We start from the raw sequence: 26,218 nt of genomic DNA, 5'->3' as shown, positions 1-26,218 counted from the left end.
AGAGCCCTGCTGCGGCAGTTTCGGATAACTGAATGGACGACCTCATGAGACCAATATCGGCACTTGGACAAGCCCACGTACAGGAATGAAACTCCGTGTCCCCTTCGGGCATCGGGCCGCGACTACCGCACGCAACACTGCGGAACGGAGCCACGCCGTGGCGCTCCAGCAAGGTACGCTGAACTCGACATTGCGTCACGTGCGGGAGGCACTTCTACATCTCGTAGGTGAACAAAACAGTCGTCTGTAGTCGATCACATCGAGTTTCAACCAGAACGATGTCGTCACCGATCAGAAAGCGAGATCAGATCGCGCCACCTGGCTGCAGCGCTTCTTCGTTGTCCTCGGCATACTCAGGCAGCATCCCGGCCTCGCGCGCTTCCATCGTTCGACGACGTGGTGAGTCGCGGCGATGTGAGGTGGAGCGCGTCAAGTTGGCTGTCGATCTCTGTCTCGATGACGCGTCCCACGACACCGTGCGGCGATGCTTAGATAGCCCAGAAGCGGCGTGTGAGGACTAGGCGGTCCATGTCGACCGACGCCCGGCGCGTCGGTAAGTAGCGGGCTGCGTCGTTGGTCCAGGTCAGGGTGGGCCTCGACTAGTTGCCGATGTCGGTGCCGTGGCTACCTGCGTTCCTAAGGTCGGTGCGGACCTGTCGAAGCGCATTCGCGACGTCGGACATGGCGACCCCCGGGACGGGGTTACGGGTGCGTGGAGTGCTGTGGATTCGGTCATCTTACTGCTCTGGTCATGCTGATCGGAGTTCGATGCGGCGTAGCCACCACGGGTCTTGGAACATGTGCGTGCTGCCGGGCGGATCGGTTCGACCGGTCTGGCGCAGCCACGGGTCGTACTGGATGAGTGGTCGCTTGCCACGGTCGTCACCGTCGGTGGGGTCGCACCATCGCAGGACTGCAGCGAGGAGGTTGTCGATGTACTCGTCGGCGTAGTCCTGCCACCTGAAGTGCGGACCCGCGAGCGACTCGGTCGCTGTCTCGGGGAGGATGTTGGCAAACGTGACGGCACCGAACGCCTCGCCGGTCGCTGCGCGGACGCTGCGGCCGATGTGCTGCCACGCGTCCGGGAGCCGGTGCCCGACCCTGTCGAACGCGGTCGTCCATTCGACGATCGCGGCGGCGATCTCGCCGGGGGTTGGTGATGGTTCGATGTGGCCGTGACGGCGAAGCAGGCCCTGGAGGTCGCGCAACGGTCGTGCGAGTTCCTCAGCTGAGCCGAGACGCAACGTACGCATCTCGGTCTCCCGCGCGGCGCGACTGGTCAGTCGGTAGGTCAACCACGAGGCCAGCGATGCCGAACCAACCGAGAGCAGCCAAGGCCGCAAGCCCATCAGCGCATCCATGGGTTCACCTGCTCTGTTCGTCGTAGGGGGTCGTGGGGTGTCGAGGTGTGGACGTCTTGGCCCAAGGCACCGACAAGGCGTCAGCGGGCTACGCATGACGAGGACCCTCGTTCGCGCGCGGGCGTCTGACCTCAGGACGGGCACCGCGCGTGACCTGTGTTCAGAGCGGTACCTGCCGGATCCTGACGCCGAGGTGCGGTTCGTTCGTGAGGCTCATGAACGTCAATCACCTGGTCGCAGCGATCATGGTCGCTCGTCGCTTATCGTCCGAGCCGACCGAAAGTAGCACCGGCCGATCTGACTGCGCCCGATCCAAGGCGCCGACGATAGACGCAACGGGCACCGCTCGTCTCCCGGGGAATCGCGCTGACGTTTCATCGGGCAGAGCCGTGTTGATCCACGGATGCAGCCCCTCGGGTGTGCTCGCCTCCTTGCGTCACGTCGCCCGCGCCGCACACCGACGAGGAATCCCACTAGTCGTCTCGACGCTGATCCCACGAGCCGACGCACACCTCCGCTCCTCGGCCGAACGGCAACGACGCATCGTCAACCGTGAGCTGCACCGTGCGAGGTGGGTAAACCTCCTCGTCGACTTCGACCGAGCCGTCCGCGCCCCCGACGGCGGGTGGAACCCGACGTACGACAGCGGCGACCAGGTGCACCTCAACCCCGCCGGCTACCGGGTGCTGGCCCGGACCGTACCGATAGCGCTCCTCGACCGGACCATCACCAGATGACCCCTGGTTTCAGTTAGCCTGACGGAGTGCCTGGGCTGCCCGGATCCGACGTCGTGATCGCCGGGGCGCAGACGAGTCAACACCGCGCGCAGCACCCGGCCCCCAGCACGCGAGCGCGTTTCCCGCACGCCCGACGGGCCCAGCGAGCCAGGGGGACCTGGCGCGCCCCGGCACCAGCGCCGCGACGACAACCTTGAAAGCCAACCCGTCCGTCGGGCCACGCCGAGGCGCCCGCAGGCCATCGGACGTCCCGACGTCAGTTCTCGCGGAGCTGGAGGCGGGTGCACCCAGCGTCAACCACATGGAGCAGATGGCGATCGACTTCGGTCGACTTCTCCAACGGGTCGTACCCAGTGCCTCGCACCGGGCCCACGAACTGACGTCCCCGCGGTTCATCAGCCGCATGCGCGCCGGCGCAATCATCGTGTGGGACGAGTACGGCGAACGGCTCTTCGACCAAGCGCAGGCATGGTCCAGCGACACGGCACGCGGATGGGCGGCATTCGCAGTCCCACTAGGCGGGCGACCTTTGTCCGAACAGCTGATGCTCGCTCAACAGTTCGCAGACGACGAACACTTCGCGGTCCGCGAGTGGGCGTGGCTCGGGGTCCGACCCACGGTCGCCGTCGACCCGATCCACGCCGTTGCCTCCCTCAAGCCACTGACAGCCAGCCCGTCGCCGCGCCTACGACGGTTCGCGTCCGAAGTCCTCCGACCGCGGGGTGTGTGGAGCGCACACATCGCACTGTTGAAGGCACACCCGGAAATCGGGCTCCCAATCCTCGAACCACTAGTCGTCGACCATGACCGGTACGTGCGCGACTCGATCGCCAACTGGTTGAACGACGCCGCCAAACAGCGCCCAACCTGGGTGGAGGAGCAATGCGACAGATGGGTCCGCAGCCACGGAGATGATGTGTCGTACGTGGTGCGGCGAGCTACACGATCGTTAAGTCAGATGAAGTCCGGGCTGTCTGGTCCCAGTAGTTGAGTGAGGCTTTCCCCGAACGTCTTGGCCAAAGCGTCAAGCGTGTGCGCGCGTTGCTCGGCCAGATCCAGACTCTCTCGCAGGGCGGCGTTCTCGCGGCGAAGGCCGGCCGAGACCTGCTGCTCCGACAACAACGACTGCGTTGCAACCTCGAGCGAAACCTTCAGCGTGGCCGCGACAGCAAGCGCCGCTCGTTCGCGAGCCTGGCTATGGGACCCGTCAGATCCACTGGACGGACCACGACGCAGATCCGCTGCCTCGAGCTCGGCCAACTTCGCTTCCAGAAGGCGAACCCGCCCCGCGAGCCCGCCTCCTGCGGGATGATCCAGGCGACGGCGCTTCAACTCGGCAACGACCGAACTCACCCAGACCCGACCCACGTTCTTCGGCGCCCGCCCGGGAGGGAGATCGGGACCCGTCAGGTCCCCCTTATTCAGCATCTGGCTGATGCGTTGAGGTTGCACGCCGAGACGCTGCGCCGCTTGGGCAAGCGTCAGGGCCTCCTCCTGCTCCTCATCGGCGTCAGGTCCCATGAGGCCAGCATGGTGTAAGTAAATACTCCGAACAACCCTCCGACGGTCATTGCGACACGCCGATACGTAAGTAAGCAAGCGATACACTTACTTACATGATCGAGGCGACGGTGCACCGAACGAGGTACTCGACAGGAGCCAATCCTGCCGCTCATGTCGCCAGCGACGCCAGCACCCCGGACTCATCACCGCTCCGTGTCGTCATCTGCGGAAGCTTCCGTAAGGGAATCCCCGAGCTCCGCGACGCTTTCGAGCAGCTGCAGAGCCAGTTCGTCGTCCTGTCGCCGCTCGGTCTCGACTTCGTCGATCCCGATGACACGTTCGTCCGCCTTCCACACGAACTCAACCAACTGGCATCCGACATCGAGCGGCGACACCTGGACGCCATCACCGAAGCAGACTTCGTATGGCTCCACGCCCCCGACGGTTACATCGGCGCCAGCGCCATGTTCGAACTGGGGCACGCAAGGGCGCTCGGCATCCCCGTCTTCGCGAGCACGCCCCCGGCCGAGGAAGTGCATCGTTCATGGGTCTCGGTAGTCGCTAGCCCCAGTGAGATCACCATCGAGCAGGACCTCAAGGCCCCCGGCAACGGACTTCGTGGACTACAGCACTACTACGAGCGCACGGCATACAGGCGTGGATGGGGTCATGAGACCGTGCAAGACACCCTGCTCCTGATGACCGAAGAGATGGGCGAACTTGCTCGCGCCATCCGGAAGAGTCTCGGAATTGCCCGCGACGGCGAATGGTATGGGGAGGACGTCGCGGAGGAACTGGCCGATGTCCAGCTCTACTTGGTGCACCTAGCGAACAGTGCGGGTATCGACCTGGCTGAGGCCGTCACCAACAAAGAGGCCGTCAATGCGGCGCGTTCTGCCCAGAGAAGTGGCGTCGCCTAGCCACAATCAATTGCGTGCCTGAACTCGAAGACTTCGCCCATGCACGAACCCAAGTCCAAGAGTTCCTCCGAGCTCAACGCGCCAGCGTCGGGCACTTCTGGGATGAACACGAACAGGTGTTCTTCCGGACCGAAGGCGACAGGCAGCGCGCAAAGACCGAAGGCACCGACCGGAAGCCACCACACCAAGGTGTCCACCGGCTCACGAGCACCGTCACGTGCCTCGAATCGATCCTGGAGGCACCAGCCTGGGACGCAGGCGACGGCGAGGCCTGGACGAACACCCACGCAGACGACGTACTAATCAAATTCTTCAAGCAGGCCCTCTCGACACAAGAGGGCTGGGAGAGCGACAAAGCCGCCTGGGTCTACTGCCGCGTCCGCACCCTCGGCGGGGCCCTGCGACTACTCCCAGACACGGTCCAATGGACTGACGCGGAGAAGAACAACGCAACCGCCCTGCTCGCACACGCATGGGACTCCCGCTCAGATGAGGGCGGGAGCTTCGGGCTCAGAGAGGCCACGGAAAGCCCACTCGTCGAGGGCCACGACCTCGCCGCCAAGGCAAGCGACCAGCAATACCCAGCCAACGCGTTCCTCACCTACTGGGGCCTGCTCGCCGCAGCGCAGGTCAACAAACTTGGAGTACAACCACAAGGCACCTTCAGCGAAAGGCAACAAAGCGCCGCCCGCGACTGGCTCCGCGAGAACCTCGCAGCCCAAGTCGCTTTCCACTTCAACGGATCCCGCCACGCCGACCCGCAACAACTGGCCTGGTCACTCAGCGGCCTCGTCCGGTTCACCCCCGGCAACGCCCTCGCCAGCAACGTCTCCGCCGAGCACGAACTGCTCGTCGCCGGGCTGAGAGCATTCTTCGAGCAGCAACAGCGAGGCACCTGGGCAACCGGGTCGCCCCTGTTCCACTACCGCAATGCCGGCAACGCGTACGCCTACACCTACGAAACCCTCGCCGAACTGCTATCCCTGGCAACGAGCCGCGAGATCGAGAGCACCACCGCCGACGCACTGTCCGACGCCCTCAAGACCCACAGCCAAGAACTACTCAACGCACTCACCTACGCCCAGCGCACCGGCCAACACCTCACCGGAACGGTCGTGGCCTGGTCATCGGGGCACCACCCACACAGAACCAGCCCCGAAAGCTGGGCCACGGCATCGGTCTACCGGTTCGGGCAGTCGCTGCGCCGCCTCATCGGGGCATGGAGCTCCCAGTCCGCTGCACGATCGCTCGGTGCTCGCCGCCCGGCAGAATCCATCGCCACGCTGCGTCAAAGAGGCGCGACCTGGGATCTGGGATCCGGAACCGCAGGCGGCTTCATGTCGACCGCATTCGTCCAACCCGTCCGGCGCGCAGTAGCCGACAGCAACCGACGAGCCCGGTTCCTTCCCGACGCCGACGAACCGGTCTTCGGAGAGAAGCAAGCCCGTTCCGCGATGCTGTTCGGCCCACCCGGAACCGGTAAAACCAAGATGGTCGAAGCGATCGCAGGAGCCCTCGAGTGGGACTTCATCGAGATCACCCCCGCCCAATTCCTTGACCGAGGCGTCGATCACGTGAGTGCCCAGGCCGACGCCATCTTCCGCCAAGTCATGGAACTCGACCGGTGTGTTGTCCTCCTGGACGAAATCGACGAACTCATCCACAAGCGCCACAAGTCAGCCGAGACAATCGAGCGGTTCTTCACCACCACCATGCTTCCCAGGCTCGCCAAGCTCTGGGACGCACGTCGAGTTCTGTTCTTCGTGAACACCAACAACATCAGCGAGGTCGACAGCGCCATCGTTCGAAGCCAACGCTTCGATGCCGCACTCATCGTCCTCCCGCCGGGCCACGCCTCAAAGCAAGCCTTGCTCAGCGGACATGAACTCGAGCTCGACTCAACAGCCGACGACATCACCAAGGCCCTTCTCGATCCCGCCAACATCCCCGGGAAGAAACGCGGCCTCGGATGGTTCGCAACCGTGCGATACGACCAGATGGACGGCCTCGCCGACTCCATCAAGCAAGTCCTGCAAGATGGTCAACGGAAGGTCAGCGACGACGACCTGATCAAGGGCCTACAGCCCCTCGCCACTGAACTATCCCGGCTCGATTGGGAGAGCAACATGGAGCCTGCTCCCGCAGCCAAAGACGGCATCCCCGACGCCGAACGGCCTGTAGTGATGCCGAACGTCAAGGAGCTCTACTCGTTCGAGCGCCGAGACGCACGAATGACGATGTGGGCAGCGCTCAATCCTGAGCAGAGCGCGGGCGACATTCCGGACTCCCTCGACAACGAGACCATCGGGGAAGACACCTGGGTCGCAATGGGGCTGCCCAAAAGCCCTGAGGCATGGGCCATCGAACACGGCGGGAACCTCACACCCGATGGCGTCGTCACCTTCGCCGCACCACCGCCCTGACTGGCATGCACGTCCTTGTAGCCGGACCAATCGCAGCCGGAAAAACGACCTTCTGCACCCTCCTCGCCGACCAAATAGGTGCCACCAGACTCTCGGTCCGTCAGGCGCTCCTCGACGCGCTAGGGGCAGCCGAACTCACACGCCACAACCTACAAGAACGCGGCGCAGCCCTAGACCAGCGAACCATGGGGCGCTGGCTGCTCCACATGATCAACGAACGCGAAGAATTCACACCCAGCCTTGTCATCGACAGCCTCCGGACGAGACGCCAGACCCTGCCGCTCCTCGACAACCTCTCGTCCTGCGTCCTCATCTATCTAGACGCAAACGACGGCACCCGTCGCCAGCGATACGCACATGCCGCCGCCTCTGACCCCATCAAGGCCACGGTTTCCTACGTGGACGCCATCAACCATCCAACCGAGCGTGAAGTCGTCCACCTCAAACCCCTGGCCCACCTCGCCCTAGACTCAAACGACCTGAAACCCGGCGAAGCAGTTACCGAAGCAATCAACCAGCTCGGGTTACTCAAAGGCCCCTGAGCGCATCACGCACGCGGGCAGCAGCCGCGCTCAAATCATCGTCACGGTCTCGATGCACGAGGTCACCCCGCGTCAGCAGCACCTCGACCTGATCCAGGCTCTGGTGGGCGGCGTCAACCGACGCCTCCGGGGCTAACAAAGCCGACACGGCCGCCTCAACCTCCCTCGACGATGCCTGACGAAGCGCATCCACCGGTGAACGAGCAGCGCGAACGAACTGGCGGAGGGTCTGGTCCGCCGGTACCGACTCAGCGAAAACCGGAACGCCAAGGCCAACAGCAAGCCCGACCTCCATGGAGGCGGACGTGCCCACGTACCCATCCGGGCAGACCAGCCACAACAGGTCCGATCTCCGAATCGCTTCGAGGTGCCGGTCCTGCACCACCCTGAGCGTGCGGACCCGATCGCTCGCCACGAAGACGAACTCCCCGAACGCGTCGACGAGTCGAGGGTCCGCGGGCGACAGCACATCGCAACCCATATCGATCCATGCCCCGACGTCATCTTGAACCTGGCTTAGATGACGGCGGAAACTCCCTGAGACTGTGACTTTGGGACGCCTCTCAGAGAGGACGAACTCACCACTCGCCGCCACTCCAGCACCGTCCCTTCTCCTGGCTCGCGCAGCAGGCCAACGACCTCGTTCCGAGACAGGCTCTTGTCCGTCCTGAGATAAGCCTGCTTGCGCAGGAGGTCTTTCACAAGGGGTTCGACTTGCCCCAGGTGGACGCGGCTCCTGGAGTTCATGGCGAACTCGGACTTCTTGTTGAAGCCCTTCATGAGCTTCTCGCGCTTGATGCGCAGCTGCTCGTGCGCCACCGCGGGCGGCGCGAAGAAGAGCGGTTAGGGAATCTCGGCGTCTCAGGCAAGGCCGACCAGCTTGCGGTAGGAGATGGTGCCATCTCGCAGGGCGTCCCGGACGGCCGCGCGATCGCACACGACCGAATGCTCAACGAGCGCAGCGAACACCTCGCGATCGATGGGCACGGATGTGCGGTCGATCGTCACGTTCATGGCATGAGACATCACTGGAGAACCTTCCTCACGAGACGACAATCTAATTCGCGCCTCCCACGCGGAGTCCGGGGGCCGACACGCCCAGCCCTTTCCAGCTTGGTGGATGGGACTGCGGGAGGGCGTGAGCCCCTGCGTCCTACCGTCGCCTTAGGCCATCTGGTCGTTCACGTCGTCCGACCGCCCCGCTTGCACCGAGCCCCGCGAGCTGAGCTCCTCCTGCACTCCGCCGGCCCTCAGCCGAGATCGCGATAACACTCGACCCTGTCAAGACAGCCGCAAGCCGCTACGGCCCTGGATGGGTGAAGCCGGCGGGCTCTCCTCAGCGGAGATCGGCAGCAGTCAGAAATCGAGGCAATTCGCCGATCGTTCGCGTCGTCAGCTGGACGGAGGCCCCGTCCCAACGCGTCCCTGCGACTTCCGCGAGTTCCCGCTAGCGTCGGGTCAACCTATTCGTCGACGGCCGTGACCAACTCGCTCAACGCACAGCCGAGTGCGTCGCAGATGCGTAGAAGGCGGCCGACACTGATGTCAGTGCTGCCGCGCTCGAGCCTATTGATGGTGCCGCGAGTGAGTCCGGTCAGCTCGGCGAGGTCTGCCTGCGTGTGGCCGAGGTCTAGACGGCGGCCACGAAGTCTCGCGCCAAGGTCCGCTACCCGAGCATCGACCACGGTCCGCCCGCGCGCGGTGGAAGTGGTCTCGGAGCCCATAACCACCTCGCAAGCCTCGTTGTGCGACGTCCAACGACGGAGGCCCCCGCCCTGCATCTCTGCAGGTCAGAGGCCTCCTCTTCGTCTAAACCGGTTCAGCCATTTCGCCTAAACCGGCCCGAGTGCGCGAGGGGGGATTTGAACCCCCACGCCCTTTCGGACACTGGCACCTGAAGCCAGCGCGTCTGCCGTTCCGCCACTCGCGCAAGTAGCCCGTGGAGACTATCCCAGCCCGGGAGCGGGACCCAAACCGGTGGGGCGTCGACGGCCACCCCGGGGGCGCGTTGCACGGTGCTTGCACGGTGCACGCCCCCGGCCTCGCTACGATCGACCGAGCTCCCGGTCCCCTGACCGGTGGTCGTCATGCCGTCAACAAGCCGCGCGGGTGCGGTGTCGAGGAGGTGCGCGATGGGTGGGTTGCAACGCTTCGAGCAGCGCCTTGAGTCGATGATCTCCGGTGCTTTCGCCAAGACGTTCCGCAGCGCGGTGCAGCCGGTCGAGATCGCTGCGGCCCTCGAGCGCGAGCTCGACAACAACGCGCAGATCCTGTCGCGCGACCGGCGGATGGTGCCCAACGACTTCCACGTCGAGCTGTCCGCGAGCGACCTCAACCGCCTGGCGCCCTACGACTCGACGCTGGCGCGCGAGCTCTCCGACCAGCTCCAGCAGCACGCCGTCACGCAGTCCTACGTCTTCCCCGGGCCGATCCGGATCGGCTTCGAGCAGGCCGACGACCTCACGACCGGCCGCTTCCGCATCCGCAGCGAGGCCCAGGCCAAGGTCGTCGGCACCGCCACCCACACCCAGGTACGCCGGGCCCAGGCCCTCATCGAGGTCAACGGCAGCCAGCACCCCCTGCTGCCCCCCGGGCTGGTCGTCGGGCGCGGCACCGACGCCGACCTGCGCATCAACGACCCCGGCATCAGCCGGCGCCACCTCGAGTTCAACATCACGCTGGGCCGCGACGGCGAGGACCCGCTGGTCGAGGTCCACGACCTCGGCTCCACCAACGGCATCGTCGTCGACGGCCGCAAGGTCCCCCGCGCCACGCTGCGCGAGGGCTCGCAGGTCAAGGTCGGCACCACCACGATGACCGTGCGGATCGTCCGCGACGACGACCACCTCCAGGAGTCGCCCGGTGTCTGAGCTCACGTTCTTCCTGATCCGCATCGCCTACCTCGCGATCCTGTGGATCTTCGTGCTGGCCGCCATCTCGGTGATCCGCTCCGACATGTTCGGCGCCCGGGTCCCCGAGGCCCAGCGCACCGCCCGCGCCCCGGGCGCACCCAAGCCGGCCAAGCAGAAGACCTCCAGGCGCAAGGGCTCCCCGACGCGCGTCACGGTCACGCAGGGCAGCAACGCCGGTGCCACCGCCGGACTCGACGGGGCGCCGATCCTCATCGGCCGCGGCACCGACGCCGCCATCCGCCTCGACGACGACTACGTCTCCACCCGCCACGCCCGCATCGCCGCCTCGGGCGACCAGTGGTTCGTCGAGGACCTCGGCTCCACCAACGGCACCTACATCGGCAGCGTCCGCATCACGCAGCCCACCACGATCACCCTCGGCACCCAGGTGCGCATCGGCAAGACGATCCTGGAGCTGCAGAAGTGACCCAGCCCCCGGAGCAGCCCGACCCCGTCGTGGGCACCGTCGACGACACGGTGATCAGGGCGGCCGCCCCGGCCGGTGAGCCGCTCGCGCTGCACTACTCCGCCATCTCCGACGTCGGGCGCGTCCGCAAGGACAACCAGGACTCCGGCTACGCCGGGCCGTGGCTGCTCACGGTCTGCGACGGCGTCGGCGGGGCCGCCCGCGGCGACATCGCGTCGTCGACGGCGGTCTCCGAGCTGCGCGCCCTCGACGTCGACCCGGCCACCACCGGCGACGTCAGCGGCCCCGGCCAGACCGACCTGCTCGACCGGGTGACCCACGCGCTGCACGACGCCCACGAGCAGATCGGGCGGCTCGTCGACGCCGATCCCACGATCAACGGCACCAGCACCACCGCGACCGTCGCGCTCTTCGACGGCCGCCGGGTCGGCATCGGCCACGTCGGCGACAGCCGCGCCTACCTGTTCCGCGACAACGAGATCAGCCAGCTCACCACCGACCACACCTTCGTCCAGAGCCTCATCGACGAGGGCCGCATCACCGAGGCCGAGGCGCGCGTGCACCCCCACCGCAACCTGATCCTCAAGGCCCTCGACGGCATCCACGAGGCCGAGCCCGACCTGTTCATGCTCGAGCTCGTCGCCGGCGACCGGCTGTTCCTGTGCAGCGACGGCGCCTGCGGGGTGCTCGACGACGGCCGGCTCGCCGACATCCTGTCGATGGGCACCCCCGACTTCGCCGCGGTCGAGCTGGTGCGCGCGAGCCTCGAGGCCGGCAGCTCCGACAACGTCACCTGCATCGTGGCCGACGTCGTCACCGAGCAGGAGGCCGCCGCCGACCCGTCGTACGCCGAGCTCGAGCCGATGCTGGTCGGCGCGGCCGCCGAGCTCAAGCGCAAGCTGCCCCGCGGGCTGTTCCGCGGGCACCGCTCCGGCGACACCGGTGAGCTCGAGCCGATCGAGGCCGAGATCCCCGATGACCTGCCCCACGCCGTCGCGACCGACCCACTGGTCCACGTCGACCCCGAGACGGCCCGCTACGCCCCCCAGCCCCGCCCGCGCTACGCCTGGCTGCGCAGCCTGATGGCCGCCGTGATCGTCGTCGGGCTGCTGTGGATCGGGGCCGCCGCGGCCTGGTCGTGGGTGCAGCGCCAGTACTACGTCGGCGAGCAGGACGGGGTCGTGGTGATCCACCGCGGCGTCGACGCCTCCCTGCCCGGCCTCGACCTGTCCGAGGTGGTCGTCGTGACGACCCTGCGCGTCGACGACCTCGAGGAGTTCGACCGCGACATGGTCCGCGACGGCATCCCCGTCGACGACCTGTCCGAGGCCCGCGACCGCGTCGAGGAGCTCAGCGCCAAGCGCAGGCCGGCCGATCCCGGGACCGGTGGCTGAGCGTGGTCATGTCACCCGGCGCCCCCGCCCCCCAGGCCGGCTCCTCGGTCCTGATGGGCTTCGTGCACCGGCGCCGCCGTGGCGCCGAGCTGTTCCTGCTCGTCCTCGCGCTCGCCGTCGGCGTCGGCGGCTACGCCGCAGTCGGCCTGGGCGTCCAGGGCAAGGTGCCGCCCGACATCATCGGCTACGGCGGCTGGCTGGCCGCGCTGATGGTGGGCGCTCACGTCGTCGTCCGCCTGGTCGCGCCGTACGCCGACCCGGTGCTGCTGCCCGTCGTGGCCGCTCTCAACGGCCTGGGCCTGGCGGTCATCCACCGCATCGACCTGACCGAGCAGACCGACTTCGCCCGTCAGCAGCTGACGTGGATGACCCTCGGGGTGGTGCTCTTCGCCGGCACGCTGGTTCTGCTGCGCGACCACCGGGTGCTGGCCCGCTTCACCTACACCTGCGGGCTGCTGGCCATCGTGCTGCTGCTGCTGCCGATGGCCCCGGTCGTGGGGCGCACCATCAACGGCGCCCGCATCTGGATCAACGTCGGCCCGTTCAGCTTCCAGCCCGGCGAGGTGGCCAAGGTGCTGCTCGTCGTGGCCTTCGCCGGCTACCTGGTTCTCCACCGCGACGCCCTGGCCCTGGCCGGACGCCGGGTCCTGTTCGTCGACCTGCCGCGCGGGCGCGACCTCGGCCCGATCGTGGCGATGTGGCTGGTCAGCCTCGGCATCCTGGTCTTCCAGAAGGACCTCGGCTCGAGCCTGCTGTTCTTCGGGCTCTTCCTGCTCATGCTCTACGTCGCCACCGAGCGGCCCGGCTGGCTGGTCGTCGGAGCACTGCTCTTCAGTGCCGGCGCGGTCGCGGGCTACCACCTCTTCGGCCACGTCCGGGTGCGCGTCGACACCTGGCTGCACCCGTTCGAGTACTACAACAACCCCGACGGCGCCGACAGCTTCCAGCTCGTCGAGGGCCTGTTCGGCCTCGCCTACGGCGGCCTCATCGGCCGCGGCTTCGGCGACGGCGACCCGACCCGCGTGCCCTACGCCGAGTCCGACTTCATCATGGCCAGCATCGGCGAGGAGCTCGGCCTGACCGGGATCATCGCCGTGCTGCTGCTCTACGGGATCGTCGTCGAGCGGGCCCTGCGCACCGCGCTCATCTCCCGCGACGGCTTCGGCAAGCTGATGGCGACCGGCCTCGCGTCGATCTTCGGGCTCCAGCTCTTCGTCGTCGTCGGCGGCGTCACCCGGCTGATCCCGTTGACCGGCCTCACCACCTCGTTCCTGTCCTACGGCGGCTCGTCGCTGGTGGCCAGCTGGGTGATCGTCGCGCTGCTGCTGCGCATCTCCGACCAGGCCCGGCGTCCGGTGCCCGGCCTCGAGCCCGTCGACGAGACCGCGCAGGCCGAGGAGGCCACCCAGGTCATCAAGGTGGGCCGGTCGTGAACAAGCCGATCCGTACCGTCTCGATCTTCTTCATGCTGCTGTTCCTCGCGCTGATGATCAACGCGACCTACTACCAGTTCGTGGCCGCCGGCAGCCTCGACGACCGGCCCGAGAACCGCCGGGTCAAGGAGGCCGCCTACTCCAGCGAGCGCGGTGCGATCCTCGTCGGACGCACCCCGATCGCCGAGAGCACCGCGGTCGACGACGAGTACAAGTTCCTGCGCTCCTACAAGAGCCCGTTCCTCTACGCCCCGGTCACCGGCTACTTCTCCTTCGGGTCCAGCTCCGGCATCGAGTCCTCGCAGAACCAGGTGCTCTCCGGCGACGACCCGCGCCTGTTCATCGGCAACCTCGTCGACCTGCTCAGCAACAACGCCCCCAAGGGCGGCAGCGTGCAGCTGACCCTCGACCCCGACGCCCAGCGGGCGGCCTACGACGGCCTCGCCGCGCTCGGCGACGGTGTCGAGGGCTCCGTGGTGGCGATCGAGCCCTCCACCGGCAAGATCCTGGCGATGGTGTCGCTGCCGACCTTCGACCCCAACAACCTCGCGACGCACGACTTCGCCGCCCGCGACGAGACCTACCAGCGGCTGCTCAAGGACAAGAGCGAGCCGCTGCTCAACCGCGCCATCCAGAAGCGGCTGTTCCCGGGCTCGACCTTCAAGGTCGTCACCGCCGCCGCCGCGCTCGAGTCGGGCAAGTACGACGGGCCCGACGACGTCGTGCCCGGGGGCGACACCTTCCAGCTGCCCCAGACCTCCGGCGCCTCCGGGCTCGTCGACAACGAGGGTCGCACCTGTCCCGCCGAGGGCCTCACCCTGCGCCGGGCGATGGAGCAGTCGTGCAACACGACCTTCGCCCAGCTCGCCATCGAGGTCGGGTCCGAGGGGATGCTGCGCCAGGCCGAGAAGTTCGGCTTCAACAGCGACTACCTCGACGACCTCGACGGCCAGGTGCGCTCGGTGTTCCCCTCCGAGCTGACCCCGCCCGAGGTCGGCCAGTCCGGGTTCGGGCAGTTCGAGGTGCAGGCCACGCCGCTGCAGATGGCGATGGTCGCCGCGGCGATCGCCAACAAGGGCGTCGTGATGCGGCCCTACATCGTCGACGAGGTGCAGCAGGCCGACTTCGACGCCGAGCAGACCCAGCCCGAGGAGCTCTCGCGGGCCATCTCCGAGGACACCGCCCGCACCCTCACCGACGTGCTCGTCTCGACCGTCGACGAGGGCACCGCGGAGCCCGCGCAGATCGAGGACGTCGAGGTGGCCGGCAAGACCGGCACCGCCCAGCGCGGGGTCGCCGGCGAGCCGCCGTACGGGTGGTTCATCTCGTTCGCCCCCGCGAGCGACGCCGACGTCGCGGTCGCCGTCATGATCGAGGAGGCGCCCGGCCAGGAGATCGCCGGCGGACGCCTGGGCGGCCCGATCGCCAAGGCCGTGATGGAGGCGATCCTGCAGTGACCGCGGTGACCCCCGTCCCCGTCCACCACCCGAGCGAGAGGAGCACGCCATGACCGAGCAGTCCGCCGGCTCCGCCGACGACAGCGGTCGCTACCGGCTCGACTCCCGCATCGCCACCGGAGGGATGGGCGAGGTGTGGCGGGCCACCGACACCACCTTGGGCCGTGAGGTCGCGGTCAAGCTCCTCAAGGCCGAGTACGCCGACGACCCGGTCTTCCGCTCCCGCTTCGAGACCGAGGCCCGGCACGCCGCCGCCCTGCACCACCCCGGCGTGGCGGCCGTCTACGACGTCGGCGAGCGGGGGGCCACCGACGGCTCCCCCCACCCCCGTCCGTTCCTGGTGATGGAGCTGGTCGAGGGCCAGCCCCTGTCGGCGCTCATCGGCGCCGGCCGCGACCTGGACCCGACCGCGGTCCGCGACCTGCTCGCCCAGACCGGCGACGCCCTGGGCGCGGCCCACCGCGCCGGCATCGTCCACCGCGACGTCAAGCCGGCCAACCTCATGGTCACTCCCACCGGCCAGGTCAAGGTCACCGACTTCGGCATCGCCCGCGCCGCCGACGGCGTCGGCATCACCCGCACCGGCGCGGTGATGGGCACTCCCCAGTACCTCTCCCCCGAGCAGGCCGAGGGCCGGCCCGCCACCGCCGCGTCCGACGTCTACGCGCTCGGCGTCGTGGCCTTCGAGTGCCTGGCCGGACGGCGCCCGTTCGACGCCGAGTCGCCGGTCGCCACCGCGCTGGCCCACATCCGCGAGCCCGTGCCGAGCCTGCCGGCCCGGGTGCCGGCCGACCTGGCCGCCGTCGTCACGCGCGCGCTGTCCAAGCGGCCCGAGGACCGCTACCCCGACGGCGCGGCCTTCGCCGGTGCCCTGCGCGACCCGTCGTCGGCCGCCGCTGCCTCCACCGTGCGCGTGCCGACCCCCGTCGTCGCGCCCCCCGTCGACAGCACCCGCACCCAGGTCCTGGCCGCGACGCCGTACGTCGACCCGGTGGTGCCGCTCGGCCCGCCGACCCCCGCGGGCCCGGTCGGCCCGGTCGACGACGACCGCCGCACCAACCCATGGCCGCTGGTGCTCGTCGTGCTGCTCGTGGTCGGGCTGGCGGTGGTGCTGACCCTGCTGCTCACCGGCAACGACGACTCCGAGCCGGCCGCCACCACCTCGACCTCCGCGTCGCCCCGCCGCACCCCCACGACCAGCGCGCCGACCTCGACCGCGCCCGGCACCGTCTTCGTCAACGAGAGTCTCTACGTCGGCCGCCCGATCGACGAGGTCGAGGCCGACCTGCGCGACCTCGGCCTGCGGGTGCAGCGCGACCCGCAGGCCAACGACGACCCGGCCCGCGACGGGCTGGTCACCAGCGTCTCGCCCAGCCGTGACGTGCCGGCCGACGCGACGATCACCGTGACCTTCTACGACGTCGCGCCCGAGCCGACCAGCGAGCCGCCCACCAGCGAGCCGACGAGCACACCCCCCACCACGACCCCGCCGACGACCACCCCGCCGACGACCACACCCCCCACCGTCTCGACCAGCCCGACCAGCCCGGCCAGCCCGGCCCCGGCCACCAGGCCCGCGAGCCCTGCCCCGACCGAGGGAGCTGACACCCCGTGAACGACGACCGGTCCGACCAGAGCGGCCCCACCGTGGTCGGCGGCCGCTACGAGCTGGGCGAGCTGCTCGGCCGCGGCGGCATGGCCGAGGTCCGCAAGGGCACCGACTCGCGCCTGGGACGCATCGTCGCGGTCAAGCGGCTGCGCACCGACCTGGCCAGCGACGCGACGTTCCAGGCCCGCTTCCGCCGCGAGGCCCAGTCGTCGGCGTCGCTCAACCACCCGTCGATCGTCGCGGTCTACGACACCGGCGAGGAGCCGGCCGGCGACGGCTCGGGCATCGCCCAGCCCTACATCGTGATGGAGTTCGTCGCCGGACGCACCCTGCGCGACATCCTGCGCGAGGGCCGCAAGATCCTGCCCGAGCGTGCCCTCGAGATCACCAGCGGCGTGCTGTCGGCCCTCGACTACAGCCACCGCGCCGGCATCATCCACCGCGACATCAAGCCCGGCAACGTGATGCTCACGCCCAGCGGCGACGTCAAGGTGATGGACTTCGGCATCGCCCGGGCGATGAGCGACGCCGCCAACTCGATGACGCAGACCGCGGCGGTCGTCGGCACCGCGCAGTACCTCTCGCCCGAGCAGGCCCGCGGCGAGCAGGTCGACTCGCGCTCCGACGTCTACTCCGCCGGCTGCCTGCTCTACGAGCTGCTGACCGGGCGCCCGCCGTTCGTGGGCGACAGCCCGGTCGCCGTCGCCTACCAGCACGTGCGCGAGCAGGCCGACCCGCCGTCCGACCACGACACCGACCTGCCGCCGGCCGTCGACGCCATCGTGATGAAGTCCCTGGCCAAGCGCCTGGAGGACCGCTACCAGTCGGCCGCCGCGATGCGCGCCGACATCGAGGCCTACCTCGCCGGACGCCCGGTGCAGGCCGTCGTGCCCGTGCCGGTGCCCGAGCCCGTCCGCGCCGCGCCGGTCCCGGTGGCGCTGCCCACCGCGCCTCGCCGTCCTGAGCCGGCCCTGCTGCCGGTGGCCGACTCCCCGCCGCGCACCGGCCTGTGGGTCGTGCTGGGGCTGCTGCTGGTCGCGCTGCTGGTCGCGGGGTGGTTCCTGGTCAAGGACTCCCTGTTCCCCGACTCCCCCGACCGCACCCAGGTGCCGAGCGTGATCGGCATGACCGAGCAGCAGGCCCGCACCGCGATCGGCGACGCCGGTCTCGCCGTGCGCGAGCCACCGCTGCGGGTCAACAGCGACACCGTGCCCAGCGGCGACGTCATCGACCAGGCCCCCCAGGGCGACGACTACGTCGACCCGGGCAGCGAGGTCACCTTGACCATCTCGATCGGCGAGGCCGAGGTGACCGTGCCCGACGTGACCAACAAGTCGGTCAAGGACGCGATCGCCGAGCTGAAGGCCGCCGGGTTCACCTCGGTGACCAAGCAGGTCGAGGAGAGCGACCTCCCGGCGCGCGAGGTGCTGCGCCAGGACCCGGCGGGTGGCTCGCAGGTCCAGAAGGGGACCACGATCACCCTGTTCTACTCCGACGGCATGGAGCAGGTGCCCGACGTGGTCGGCGACACCCAGGAGGTCGCCACGGCCAAGATCCAGGACGCCGGCTTCACCGTCGACGTCCGCGAGGGCGACGAGACCGACGTCAAGTCCGAGGGCGGCAAGGTCACCGACCAGGTGCAGCCGCCCGGGCAGGTGCTGCCCGAGGGCAGCATCGTGACGATCTTCGTGGCCGTCTACGTCGAGCCCACCGCGCCCCCGACCAGCGACGCGCCGACGACCTCGGCCCCACCCACCGACGTACCGCCCACGACGGTGCCGACCACGCTGCCCTCGCCGCGTCGGGGCGTGGCGCCGTAGGGCAGGCCCAGGGCGTTTCTCCCTAGCCCCGCTGGGGGCGCGCGACGTCGATGTCGAGCAGCCCGTCGTAGGCGGGGGCGTCGACGACGGGCTCCTGGGTCAGGGCGAAGCCGACGCCGACGTCGGGCCGTTCGGCGTCGGCGCGGAACCCGCTGACGTAGGGGTCGGCGTCGAGGGCGGTGACCAGGGCGGCCGGGTCGCCGACGGCCTGGATCGTGTAGGGCTGCGGGTAGGGCACGCCGCCGAGCTGGACAGCGCTGCCGGTGCACTTGATGCCGGTGGTGGTCACGATGCGCTGGCCCTGGACGGTGACCGCGCGCGCACCGCCGGCCCACAGCGCGTTGACCACGGCCTGGATGTCCTGCTGGTGCACCACCAGCGGGTCGAGGTCGGCCTCGGGGTCGTCGGCGGCCTCCGCGAGCGCGGCCTCCAGGGCCTCCTGGCTCGCGTCGGACAGCACGACCGTCACGCCCTCGCCCCGCACCGCCTCGAGCCCGGCGCGGCCCTTGAGGCGGGCGGCCCGGGCCTCGGCACGGCGTACGTCGTCGTCGTCGACGGCGCGCGTGAGCTGGTCGACCTCGGTCTTGAGGTCGGCGGCCTCGGCCTGCAGGTCCTGGTAGGACCGCGACTCGGCCTCGGTCAGGCTGGCCAGGTCGGTGTAGCGCCCCGGTCGCAGGTCGGTGCCCTCGCTGTTGGTGGCGCTCACCGCGAACAGCGCCCCGGACACCAGCACCACCAGCGGCGTGCCGAGTCGCCAGCGACGTCGGGACCGGGCCGGTGTGCTCGTGTCGGACCGCTCGTGGCCGGGCGCGTTTCGGTGGTCGGGGGACACCCCACTAAGGTAACCCGCGACTCACCGACCCAAAGGATTGCGAACCCGTGGCCAAGCTCAAGGCGAAGCAGCAGACCTTCAACCCCGACCGGGGACCGGTCCTCAGCGTGCGCTTCGCGATCTGCCTGCTGCTCATGGTGGCCGGCATCGCCTACATCGCGTTCTACTACGTCGGCGTCCGCGCCCCCGACGGCAGCTTCGACGACCAGGGCAACCCGCTGATGACCGGGCCGTCGTTCGTGCAGGACCTCGGCGGCTGGAACTACGTCATCGGATTCGGTCTGTTCTTCGTCGGCCTGATGCTGTCGGCGCACCGCTCGACGCCGCTGGGTCGCGGCCGCGGGGTCATCGTGGGCATGCTCGGCTGCTTCCTGGTCGGCCTGGCCTGGATCTGCACCTTCTACGCCATCTCGCAGGACCCCTCCGGCGTGCCGGTCTTCAACGACCTGGGCCAGAAGAACCTCGTCGTCGGCATCGCCTTCATGGCGGTCGGCTTCACCTTCGCCACCCGCTGGGAGTGACGGGCCGACCGGCCCACCGGCCGGTCGTTGTCCACCGCACTCTCCACAGGGCGCCGCTGCTCCCGCGTGCCGTCACGGCGCCGGGTCGTAGGGGCGCCTCGGCACGTCCGGAGCCCGTACCCCACGGGGGGTTCCGTGCCCGCGCGTCCGCGCGCCGACGGGTCCGGGCCTGCCGCCCGGGCCTCGTGGTGCCCTAGTTATCCACAGGGTTGTCCACACCTGTGGAACGAATGACAACGGTGTAGTTATCCACGGTCTTGTCCACAGCTGTGGACAAGGTCACGCGAGGACCGCCGACCGGAGCACGACGGCGAGCACGACCAGGGCCAGCACCCCGGACAGGGCCGACCACTGGATGACGGTGCGACGCGAGCCGCGTGGGGCGTAGACGATGATCGCGGTCACCAGCGCCCCGCCGAGCAGACCGCCCAGGTGGGCCTGCCACGAGATGTTGGGCACGGCGAAGGTGATGACCAGATTGACCGCGAGCAGGCCACCGATGCTGCGCAGGTCGCCGCCGACCTTGAGGATGAGCACCCCGAGGGCGCCGAACAGGCCGTAGATCGCGCCGGAGGCACCCAGGGAGTAGCCGTCGGAGGCCGACAGCCAGTAGGCCGTCGCCGAGCCGGCCAGACCGGCCAGCAGGTAGACCGCCAGGAAGCGTGCTCGTCCGAGCACCGCCTCGACCTGCGGCCCGAGGAAGTACAGCGCGAGCATGTTGCCGGCGATGTGCCACAGCTCGACGTGCATGAACGTGCTGGTCAGCAGCTGCCAGACCGCACCGTCGGCGACGCCGTCGACCCACCGGGCGTCGGTGCCGACGCACTGGGCCTCGCCGGCCACGCGGTAGTAGGCCCGGGGGTCGGCCACCGACTCGCACAGGCCGGTGGGCAGCAGCGCCAAGCGCGAGATCAGCCGGCTGGCGTGCCAGCCCGTGGCGACCACGGCGAGCCACAGCGCGACGTTGATCCCGATCAGCACGTACGACGTGAGCGCCGGGTTGGTCGAGCGGGTGCCGCCGTAGGGGGCGACGGCCTGCCGCGTGGAGCGCGCGCCCTCCTTGATGCACGACGGGCACTGGAAGCCGACCGCGGCGTCGCGCATGCAGTCGGTGCAGATCGGGCGTTCGCAGCGCTGGCAGCGGATGTTGGCCTCGCGCCCGGCGTGCCGGTAGCAGACCGTCACGCCGGGTGCGGGCTCAGACATCGGGTGGTGCTCCTCAGCCCTCGCCGCCGACGATCTCGACGGACTCGATGACGACCGGGTCGATCGGGCGGTCACCGGCACCGGTCGGCGTCGCACCGATGGCGTCGACGACGTCGCGCGAGGCCTGGTCGGCGACCTCGCCGAAGATCGTGTGCTTGCGGTTGAGCCACGACGTGGCGCCCAGGGTGATGAAGAACTGCGAGCCGTTGGTGCCCGGTCCGGCGTTGGCCATCGCGAGCAGGTAGGGCTTGTCGAAGACGAGCTCGGGGTGGATCTCGTCCTTGAACGTGTAGCCGGGGCCGCCGGTGCCGGTGCCGAGCGGGCACCCGCCCTGGATCATGAAGCCCGAGATGATCCGGTGGAAGCCCAGGCCGTCGTAGAACGGACCGCTGCGACCGTTGCCGCTGTCGTACTTCTTCTCGCCGGTCGCAAGACCGGTGAAGTTGGCGACCGTCTCGGGCGCGTGGTGGGGGAACAGGGTGACGGTGATGTCGCCCCGGTTGGTCTTGAGGATGGCCTGCAGGTCCGCCATGACTGCCTTTCGCGTGGAAGACGGGTGATCGCACAGATCCTGCCACGCCGCCCTCACCCGCCCTGGGGTGGCCGCTCGTCGCGGGCCCGTGGTTGGGTGGAGTTCCAGCCCGCTGCAGGCCCACAGGCCCGGAAAGGGAGGTCCACCATGGGACTCCGCAAGAAGAAGTCGCTGGTCGACCAGGCGATCGACCAGGCAGGCGACGTCGTCGACGCCCTGCGCCCCCACGTCGAGTCGGCCTACGGCCAGGCGCGCGACTTCGTGCAGGAAACTGCCGTCCCCGCGCTGGCCGACGCCTACGACAAGGCGGGCCCCGTGCTCGCCGACGCCCGTGACAAGGCCACCCCCGTGCTGGCCGACGCCCGCGCCAAGGCGGTGCCGCTGGTCGTCAGTGGTGCGGCGCTGGCCGGCGAGAAGGCCACGGCCGCACGCGCCCTGGCCGAGGCCAAGGTCGCGCAGGTCAAGGGCGAGGAGCCCCGCAAGCGCCGCAAGCTCAAGACGCTGCTGGTCCTCGGGGCTGTCGCCGGTGGCGTCGCCGTCGTCGCCAAGAAGCTCCAGGGCGGCGGCCAGAGCGACAACTGGCAGTCGTCCTACACGCCGTCCCCGGCGCCCGCGGCCCCCGCAGCACCGTCGACCCCCGTCGCGTCGGCGCCGACCTCGGTCGAGGACCCCGGTGGCGCCGGGCCCGACGAGGCCCTCGCCGACGCCGTCGAGGCCCCGCACCCGGTCTCCACGCCCGACGAGCCCGCCGAGGTCGTCGAGATCGACCCCGACACCAAGGCCTGAGGGCTCACCAGCCCGACCAGCCAGACCGGCTCGCCGGTGCCGCTCAGGCGGTACCGGCGAGCTCGGGGTTCTCGGCCTTCACCCGGGCCGCGACCCGGTGCTCGACCCAGAAGATCAACAGGGGCACGAGGCCCGCGACCAGCGCCAGGATCGTGAACTGGGGGGTCCAGCCCGCCCGGCGCGACAGCACGAACGCCACCACGACGTAGATCATGAACACCCAGCCGTGGACCGCCCACATGACGCTCGCGTCCTCGCCGAAGCGCTGCAGGCTCGAGCCCTCGGTGAGCAGGTACTTCATCAGCGCGACGACGGTGCAGAACGCGAGCAGCACCCCGACGGTGAGCGCCAGCACGCGGTAGGCCTGGAACAGCTTCATGCCACCGACGCTACCGGGTGGTCGGTGGCCTCGGCGGCCAGGGCGTCGCGCACGAAACGCCACCAGACGAACCCGGCGAACCCGGCGAACACCCACCACTCCAGCGCGTAGAGCAGGTTGCGCAGGGCGGTGAACCGCCCGGCGTCGGGCAGCTCCTCGAGGTCGGCCGCGGGCAGCCCGCCGACGCCGGCCTGCGCGACGGCGTAGGCGCTGTAGACATCACCGTCGAGCCGCTGCACCAGGTCGGCGGTGCGCAGCTGCGGGAAGACGTCGTCGGTCGGGTCGTCGTCGAGGGCCCCGGTGCCCTCGGGCGGCTGGAGCCACCCCACGAGATCGGCGATCCCGGTGGGGGCGGCCGGCACGTCGCCGGTCGACGCGGTCCAGCCGCGGACCACCGGCACCGCGGCGTCGCCGACCTCGACCGGCGTCACCACCCAGTAGCCCTCGACGCCGTCGCGGTAGCGCCCGGAGACCAGCACCGTCGAGTCCGGCACCCAGGTGCCGGCGACGTCGACCGGCTGGCCGACCTGGTCACCCGGGAACGGGTCGCCGGGCCCGAGCACGTCGGCCAGGGGCACCGGGTCGCGCTGGGTCAGGTCGACGGCCTCGGCCGTGCGCCGGGTCTGCCACGCGTCGAGCTGCCAGACCCCGAGCCCGATCGCCGCCGCCATCGCCACCAGCGCGAGCAGGTGCGCGCCGAGCATCCTCGGAGTCACCAGTAGTCGCACTGCTCCAGGGTACGGAGGGGTCGCAGGACGGACCTGCGGGGCTGTGTCGGAGCCGGGCCGTCGGCTTCTGCCACGATGCGTGCGTGATCCACCACCTCAACTGCGCCTCGTTCGCCCCCCGGCTCGTCGGGCCGATGGTCGCCCACGTCCTGCTGGTCGAGCGGGCCGAGGGGCTGCTGCTGGTCGACAGCGGCTTCGGGACCGCCGACATCGCCGACCCGGTGCGGCTGGGCCGGGCGTTCAGGTCCGTCATGCGGCCGGTGCTGCGCCGGGAGGAGACCGCCCTGGCGCAGGTCGAGGCGCTCGGGTTCAGCGCCGACGACGTCACCGACATCGTGCTCACCCACCTCGACCTCGACCACGTCGGCGGGGTCGGCGACTTCCCGGGCGCCACCGTCCACGTCTACGACACCGAGCTCGCGGCGGCGCGCAGGCCCCGGGGCATGGAGCACGGCCGCTACCTGCCGGTGCAGTGGAAGGACGCCCGCTTCGCCACCCACCACGTCGCGGGCGACGAGTGGCTCGGGTTCGAGTCGGTCACGGTGCTCGGCGACGACGTGCTGATGGTGCCGTTGCACGGCCACAGCCGCGGGCACACGCTCGTCGCCGTCAGGGACAGCGAGGGGTGGCAGGTCCACGCCGGCGACGCCTACTTCCACCGCGGCGACCTGACCCGGCCGCCCACGACCCCGCGGGTGCTCCGGGTCGTGCAGAAGCTCCTGGCCCAGGACGACGAGGTCCGCATCGCCAACCAGGACCGTCTGCGCGACCTCGTGCAGGCCGACCACCCCGGCCTGCGCATCTTCAGCGCGCACGACCCGGTCGAGTACGCCGCCTTCGTCGACGCCGCTACCCCGTGAGGCCATGAGGCCTTGACCGGCTGCTAGCCCCCGCAGACCGCGAACGGCAGCTGGCGCTCGTGGGCCAGCGCGGCGGCGACCGGGCCGTCGCCGAGCTGGAAGCCGATCCGGCCGCCCACGGGGTCGGCGACGGGGTCGGTGAAGCCGGTGCCGAAGTCGGGGTCGGTGGCCGGCAACCGCTCGGCCAGGCGCGCCCGGTCGAAGACGTCGTCGCGGGCCGGGCCGAGTCGCACCGAGACGACGGTCCCGCCGAACCCGACCGAGAAGGCACCCAGCGCGTCGAGCCCGGCGAGGTCGGCGGCCGGGGACGGCGCGAGCTCGCCGGTCACGTCGCGCCCGAAGGCCTCCTCGACGCGCAGGCAGTCGCGGGCGACGTAGGTCGACAGCGAGGTCTGGCCGACGAGGTCGACCAGCTCGGGCTCGGCCGCCCAGCTCTCGGTGGGCTCGCGGGTCGCCCCGACGGCGGCCACGTGGGCCGCGGCCACGACGGTCGCGCCGGCCAACGGGCCGTCGGCCGCCTGCGCCGCGCGCGCGACCCCGCTCATGTCGAGGTCGTCGCGGAACTTCACGACGTACCCCTCGATCGCCGGGCCGGTGAAGTGGGCCTCCCACGAGACGTCGTCCTGGGTGAACCCGAAGCGCTGCTGGTAGCCCTGGTCGCGCAGCATGCCCCGGCTCAGCAGCGGCGAGCGCTGGTCGGCGCGCCGCCAGAACCTCGCGCGGACCCCCTTGTCGGACGCGCTGGTCAGCTCGCCGAAGCCGAGGGAGAGGCGCACCTGGTCGAAGTCGGTCACCTCGAGCACGGTCGCCTCGGCGGGCACGACCGCCATGACCGCGGCCGCCGGCTCGAGGTCGGGGTCGTAGACCGGCGCGGGCCTCACCACCTCGGGCGGCCGCACGATCTCGGGTGCCGCCTCCTCGCTGCAGCCCGTGGCCAGGGCGCCGACGAGCGCCAGCGCGAGCAGCGGACGGGACCTCATGGCCCCATTCCACCACCTTCGCGAAGGCCTCGGCGCGGCCACCCCGTGCCGGTCGGCCGGTCCGGCGAGACGGGTCGTCCGACCCTGTCGGGCCCGGCGCCGTACGGCGAGGCTGGGCCCGGGAGGTTCCCTGATGACGACCGCACCGAGGACACCGGCGACCCGTGGCGGCGCCCGACCGGTGGTCGCGCTCACCGCGACCGCGGTGCTCCTCGCCGCGTGCTCCGGCGGGGGTGACGGCGGGTCCGACCAACCGCCCGAGGAGGCACTGGCGGGCGCGAAGCGGGCCCTCGACGAGACCAGCGGGGTGACCCTGTCGCTGAGCGCCCCGGACCTGCCCGACGACGTCGACGGGATCCTGCGGGCCAAGGGCGTCGCCACGCACGCACCCGCCTTCGACGGCGACCTGACCCTGGTGGTCAACGGGCTCGACGTCGAGGTGCCGGTGGTCTCGGTCGACGGCGTGGTCTACGCCCGCCTGCCGTTCACGAGCTCCTTCTCCGAGGTCAACCCGGCCGACTACGGCGCTCCGGACCCTGCCGGGCTGATGGACCCCGACACCGGTCTGTCGACCTGGCTGACCGAGGCCACCGGCGTCGAGCAGGGCGACCCGGTGCGCGACGGGCGGACCGTGCTGAGCACCTACACCGGGTCGTTGCCCGGGGCGGTGGTCGACGCGTCGATCCCGAGCGCCGACGCCGGTGGCGCCTTCCCGACCACCTTCCACCTCGACCAGGACGGCCGGCTCCGGTCGGTGGAGGTCTCCGGCCCGTTCTACGGCGCCACGGGCACCGTCGACTACACCGTCGACGTCGGCGACTACGGGACCGACCAGGTCGTCGAGAAGCCGTGACCG

Annotated in this window: 26 protein-coding genes and 1 tRNA gene; 15 read left to right on the top strand and 12 right to left on the bottom strand. The window is 69.8% G+C overall.

Annotated features, from left to right (window positions below):
- Positions 1 to 749: 749 nt before the first annotated feature.
- A complete protein-coding gene (locus FZC61_RS17710; protein ID WP_148615477.1) occupies positions 750 to 1,361 on the bottom strand; it encodes a hypothetical protein in 612 nt (203 codons plus the stop codon).
- A gap of 431 nt (positions 1,362 to 1,792) precedes the next feature.
- Here FZC61_RS17710 and FZC61_RS17705 point away from each other — a divergent pair, with 431 nt between their 5' ends.
- A complete protein-coding gene (locus FZC61_RS17705; protein ID WP_148615476.1) occupies positions 1,793 to 2,098 on the top strand; it encodes an SGNH/GDSL hydrolase family protein in 306 nt (101 codons plus the stop codon).
- 954 nt (positions 2,099 to 3,052) lie between these two features.
- Here FZC61_RS17705 and FZC61_RS17700 read toward each other — a convergent pair.
- Positions 3,053 to 3,619: a hypothetical protein gene (locus FZC61_RS17700; protein WP_148615475.1), complete on the bottom strand. Its 567-nt coding sequence runs from the start codon at positions 3,617 to 3,619 to the stop codon at positions 3,053 to 3,055.
- 95 nt (positions 3,620 to 3,714) lie between these two features.
- Between FZC61_RS17700 and FZC61_RS17695 the strand changes: the two genes are divergently transcribed.
- The 3 genes from FZC61_RS17695 to FZC61_RS17685 are packed head-to-tail and all read left to right on the top strand — an operon-like array spanning position 3,715 to position 7,486.
- Complete coding sequence (locus FZC61_RS17695; protein ID WP_148615474.1) at positions 3,715 to 4,521, top strand: MazG nucleotide pyrophosphohydrolase domain-containing protein; 807 nt, start codon at positions 3,715 to 3,717, stop codon at positions 4,519 to 4,521.
- 14 nt (positions 4,522 to 4,535) lie between these two features.
- Positions 4,536 to 6,944 carry an ATP-binding protein gene (locus FZC61_RS17690; protein ID WP_148615473.1) on the top strand — a complete coding sequence of 803 codons (2,409 nt, stop codon included), beginning with the start codon at positions 4,536 to 4,538 and terminating at the stop codon, positions 6,942 to 6,944.
- A gap of 5 nt (positions 6,945 to 6,949) precedes the next feature.
- A complete protein-coding gene (locus FZC61_RS17685; protein WP_148615472.1) occupies positions 6,950 to 7,486 on the top strand; it encodes a P-loop nucleotide/nucleoside kinase family protein in 537 nt (178 codons plus the stop codon).
- Here FZC61_RS17685 and FZC61_RS17680 read toward each other — a convergent pair.
- The 4 genes from FZC61_RS17680 to FZC61_RS17670 all read right to left on the bottom strand — a co-directional run bounded on the left by FZC61_RS17680 (position 7,473) and on the right by FZC61_RS17670 (position 9,416).
- Positions 7,473 to 7,955 (bottom strand): hypothetical protein, encoded by a 483-nt coding sequence (locus tag FZC61_RS17680; RefSeq protein WP_148615471.1) that lies wholly within the window; start codon positions 7,953 to 7,955, stop codon positions 7,473 to 7,475. The genes FZC61_RS17685 and FZC61_RS17680 overlap by 14 nt on opposite strands.
- 392 nt (positions 7,956 to 8,347) lie before the next feature.
- Entirely contained in the window at positions 8,348 to 8,500 is a 153-nt protein-coding gene (locus FZC61_RS23190; protein WP_170286158.1) for a hypothetical protein, read from the bottom strand.
- A 449-nt stretch (positions 8,501 to 8,949) separates the two neighbouring features.
- The gene (locus FZC61_RS24095) at positions 8,950 to 9,210 is read right to left on the bottom strand and encodes a helix-turn-helix domain-containing protein (protein WP_170286157.1); all 261 of its coding nucleotides are present in this window, start codon (positions 9,208 to 9,210) and stop codon (positions 8,950 to 8,952) included.
- A gap of 123 nt (positions 9,211 to 9,333) precedes the next feature.
- A tRNA-Leu gene (locus tag FZC61_RS17670) sits at positions 9,334 to 9,416 on the bottom strand.
- A gap of 202 nt (positions 9,417 to 9,618) precedes the next feature.
- Between FZC61_RS17670 and FZC61_RS17665 the strand changes: the two genes are divergently transcribed.
- Genes FZC61_RS17665 through pknB form a run of 7 tightly spaced genes read left to right on the top strand, consistent with a single transcriptional unit; the run spans position 9,619 to position 18,538 of the window.
- Positions 9,619 to 10,356 (top strand): FHA domain-containing protein, encoded by a 738-nt coding sequence (locus FZC61_RS17665; RefSeq protein ID WP_148615469.1) that lies wholly within the window; start codon positions 9,619 to 9,621, stop codon positions 10,354 to 10,356.
- Positions 10,349 to 10,825 carry an FHA domain-containing protein FhaB/FipA gene (locus FZC61_RS17660; protein WP_148615468.1) on the top strand — a complete coding sequence of 159 codons (477 nt, stop codon included), beginning with the start codon at positions 10,349 to 10,351 and terminating at the stop codon, positions 10,823 to 10,825. The genes FZC61_RS17665 and FZC61_RS17660 overlap by 8 nt, the downstream gene beginning before the upstream one ends.
- Positions 10,822 to 12,219, top strand: coding sequence for a PP2C family protein-serine/threonine phosphatase (locus tag FZC61_RS17655; RefSeq protein WP_246142763.1), 1,398 nt, complete (start codon positions 10,822 to 10,824; stop codon positions 12,217 to 12,219). Before FZC61_RS17660 ends, FZC61_RS17655 begins: the two co-directional genes overlap by 4 nt.
- An 8-nt stretch (positions 12,220 to 12,227) precedes the next feature.
- Positions 12,228 to 13,652: an FtsW/RodA/SpoVE family cell cycle protein gene (locus FZC61_RS17650; protein ID WP_211357308.1), complete on the top strand. Its 1,425-nt coding sequence runs from the start codon at positions 12,228 to 12,230 to the stop codon at positions 13,650 to 13,652.
- Entirely contained in the window at positions 13,649 to 15,109 is a 1,461-nt protein-coding gene (locus FZC61_RS17645) for a peptidoglycan D,D-transpeptidase FtsI family protein (RefSeq protein WP_148615467.1), read from the top strand. The genes FZC61_RS17650 and FZC61_RS17645 overlap by 4 nt, the downstream gene beginning before the upstream one ends.
- 49 nt (positions 15,110 to 15,158) lie before the next feature.
- Positions 15,159 to 16,724, top strand: coding sequence for a serine/threonine protein kinase (locus tag FZC61_RS17640; RefSeq protein WP_148615466.1), 1,566 nt, complete (start codon positions 15,159 to 15,161; stop codon positions 16,722 to 16,724).
- Positions 16,721 to 18,538, top strand: coding sequence for a Stk1 family PASTA domain-containing Ser/Thr kinase (gene pknB, locus FZC61_RS17635; protein WP_148615465.1), 1,818 nt, complete (start codon positions 16,721 to 16,723; stop codon positions 18,536 to 18,538). Before FZC61_RS17640 ends, pknB begins: the two co-directional genes overlap by 4 nt.
- A gap of 22 nt (positions 18,539 to 18,560) precedes the next feature.
- Here the strand turns inward: pknB and FZC61_RS17630 are convergent, their stop codons facing one another.
- A complete protein-coding gene (locus FZC61_RS17630) occupies positions 18,561 to 19,370 on the bottom strand; it encodes a DUF881 domain-containing protein (RefSeq protein ID WP_246142762.1) in 810 nt (269 codons plus the stop codon).
- A gap of 47 nt (positions 19,371 to 19,417) precedes the next feature.
- Here FZC61_RS17630 and FZC61_RS17625 point away from each other — a divergent pair, with 47 nt between their 5' ends.
- The gene (locus tag FZC61_RS17625) at positions 19,418 to 19,891 is read left to right on the top strand and encodes a cell division protein CrgA (RefSeq protein ID WP_148615464.1); all 474 of its coding nucleotides are present in this window, start codon (positions 19,418 to 19,420) and stop codon (positions 19,889 to 19,891) included.
- A 279-nt stretch (positions 19,892 to 20,170) separates the two neighbouring features.
- On the opposite strand, the gene FZC61_RS17620 is transcribed toward FZC61_RS17625, so the two are convergent.
- Both FZC61_RS17620 and FZC61_RS17615 read right to left on the bottom strand, forming a co-directional pair.
- Complete coding sequence (locus FZC61_RS17620; RefSeq protein WP_148615463.1) at positions 20,171 to 21,097, bottom strand: rhomboid family intramembrane serine protease; 927 nt, start codon at positions 21,095 to 21,097, stop codon at positions 20,171 to 20,173.
- Between the two features lie 13 nt (positions 21,098 to 21,110).
- Positions 21,111 to 21,629: a peptidylprolyl isomerase gene (locus tag FZC61_RS17615; protein ID WP_148615462.1), complete on the bottom strand. Its 519-nt coding sequence runs from the start codon at positions 21,627 to 21,629 to the stop codon at positions 21,111 to 21,113.
- Between the two features lie 147 nt (positions 21,630 to 21,776).
- On the opposite strand from FZC61_RS17615, the gene FZC61_RS17610 reads away from it, so the two are divergent.
- On the top strand, positions 21,777 to 22,415 hold the full coding sequence (locus FZC61_RS17610) for a hypothetical protein (RefSeq protein ID WP_148615461.1): 639 nt from the start codon (positions 21,777 to 21,779) through the stop codon (positions 22,413 to 22,415).
- A gap of 43 nt (positions 22,416 to 22,458) precedes the next feature.
- Here FZC61_RS17610 and FZC61_RS17605 read toward each other — a convergent pair whose 3' ends face one another.
- Together FZC61_RS17605 and FZC61_RS17600 are read right to left on the bottom strand one after the other, a co-directional pair.
- Complete coding sequence (locus FZC61_RS17605; protein WP_148615460.1) at positions 22,459 to 22,794, bottom strand: DUF3817 domain-containing protein; 336 nt, start codon at positions 22,792 to 22,794, stop codon at positions 22,459 to 22,461.
- On the bottom strand, positions 22,791 to 23,498 hold the full coding sequence (locus FZC61_RS17600; protein WP_148615459.1) for an SURF1 family protein: 708 nt from the start codon (positions 23,496 to 23,498) through the stop codon (positions 22,791 to 22,793). Before FZC61_RS17600 ends, FZC61_RS17605 begins: the two co-directional genes overlap by 4 nt.
- A gap of 107 nt (positions 23,499 to 23,605) precedes the next feature.
- On the opposite strand from FZC61_RS17600, the gene FZC61_RS17595 reads away from it, so the two are divergent.
- Positions 23,606 to 24,382 (top strand): MBL fold metallo-hydrolase, encoded by a 777-nt coding sequence (locus FZC61_RS17595; RefSeq protein WP_246142761.1) that lies wholly within the window; start codon positions 23,606 to 23,608, stop codon positions 24,380 to 24,382.
- 23 nt (positions 24,383 to 24,405) lie between these two features.
- On the opposite strand, the gene FZC61_RS17590 is transcribed toward FZC61_RS17595, so the two are convergent.
- Positions 24,406 to 25,362, bottom strand: coding sequence for a hypothetical protein (locus tag FZC61_RS17590; RefSeq protein ID WP_148615458.1), 957 nt, complete (start codon positions 25,360 to 25,362; stop codon positions 24,406 to 24,408).
- Between the two features lie 133 nt (positions 25,363 to 25,495).
- Between FZC61_RS17590 and FZC61_RS17585 the strand changes: the two genes are divergently transcribed.
- On the top strand, positions 25,496 to 26,215 hold the full coding sequence (locus FZC61_RS17585; protein WP_170286156.1) for an LppX_LprAFG lipoprotein: 720 nt from the start codon (positions 25,496 to 25,498) through the stop codon (positions 26,213 to 26,215).
- Positions 26,216 to 26,218: the final 3 nt, after the last annotated feature.

This window comes from Nocardioides rubriscoriae (assembly GCF_008087085.1).
GTDB lineage: Bacteria > Actinomycetota > Actinomycetes > Propionibacteriales > Nocardioidaceae > Nocardioides > Nocardioides rubriscoriae.
This window is presented reverse-complemented; position numbering and strand designations above follow the sequence as displayed.

Coding starts and splice junctions, on each gene's coding strand:
- FZC61_RS17620 (WP_148615463.1), bottom strand. CDS start 21,097: ATGTCTGAGCCCGCACCCGGCGTGACGGTCTGCTACCGGCACGCCGGG.
- FZC61_RS17610 (WP_148615461.1), top strand. CDS start 21,777: ATGGGACTCCGCAAGAAGAAGTCGCTGGTCGACCAGGCGATCGACCAG.
- FZC61_RS17600 (WP_148615459.1), bottom strand. CDS start 23,498: ATGCTCGGCGCGCACCTGCTCGCGCTGGTGGCGATGGCGGCGGCGATC.
- FZC61_RS17590 (WP_148615458.1), bottom strand. CDS start 25,362: ATGAGGTCCCGTCCGCTGCTCGCGCTGGCGCTCGTCGGCGCCCTGGCC.
- FZC61_RS17650 (WP_211357308.1), top strand. CDS start 12,228: ATGTCACCCGGCGCCCCCGCCCCCCAGGCCGGCTCCTCGGTCCTGATG.
- FZC61_RS17615 (WP_148615462.1), bottom strand. CDS start 21,629: ATGGCGGACCTGCAGGCCATCCTCAAGACCAACCGGGGCGACATCACC.
- FZC61_RS23190 (WP_170286158.1), bottom strand. CDS start 8,500: ATGAACGTGACGATCGACCGCACATCCGTGCCCATCGATCGCGAGGTG.
- FZC61_RS17685 (WP_148615472.1), top strand. CDS start 6,950: ATGCACGTCCTTGTAGCCGGACCAATCGCAGCCGGAAAAACGACCTTC.
- FZC61_RS17640 (WP_148615466.1), top strand. CDS start 15,159: ATGACCGAGCAGTCCGCCGGCTCCGCCGACGACAGCGGTCGCTACCGG.
- FZC61_RS24095 (WP_170286157.1), bottom strand. CDS start 9,210: ATGGGCTCCGAGACCACTTCCACCGCGCGCGGGCGGACCGTGGTCGAT.
- FZC61_RS17605 (WP_148615460.1), bottom strand. CDS start 22,794: ATGAAGCTGTTCCAGGCCTACCGCGTGCTGGCGCTCACCGTCGGGGTG.
- FZC61_RS17710 (WP_148615477.1), bottom strand. CDS start 1,361: ATGGATGCGCTGATGGGCTTGCGGCCTTGGCTGCTCTCGGTTGGTTCG.
- FZC61_RS17665 (WP_148615469.1), top strand. CDS start 9,619: ATGGGTGGGTTGCAACGCTTCGAGCAGCGCCTTGAGTCGATGATCTCC.
- FZC61_RS17585 (WP_170286156.1), top strand. CDS start 25,496: ATGACGACCGCACCGAGGACACCGGCGACCCGTGGCGGCGCCCGACCG.
- FZC61_RS17695 (WP_148615474.1), top strand. CDS start 3,715: ATGATCGAGGCGACGGTGCACCGAACGAGGTACTCGACAGGAGCCAAT.
- FZC61_RS17700 (WP_148615475.1), bottom strand. CDS start 3,619: ATGGGACCTGACGCCGATGAGGAGCAGGAGGAGGCCCTGACGCTTGCC.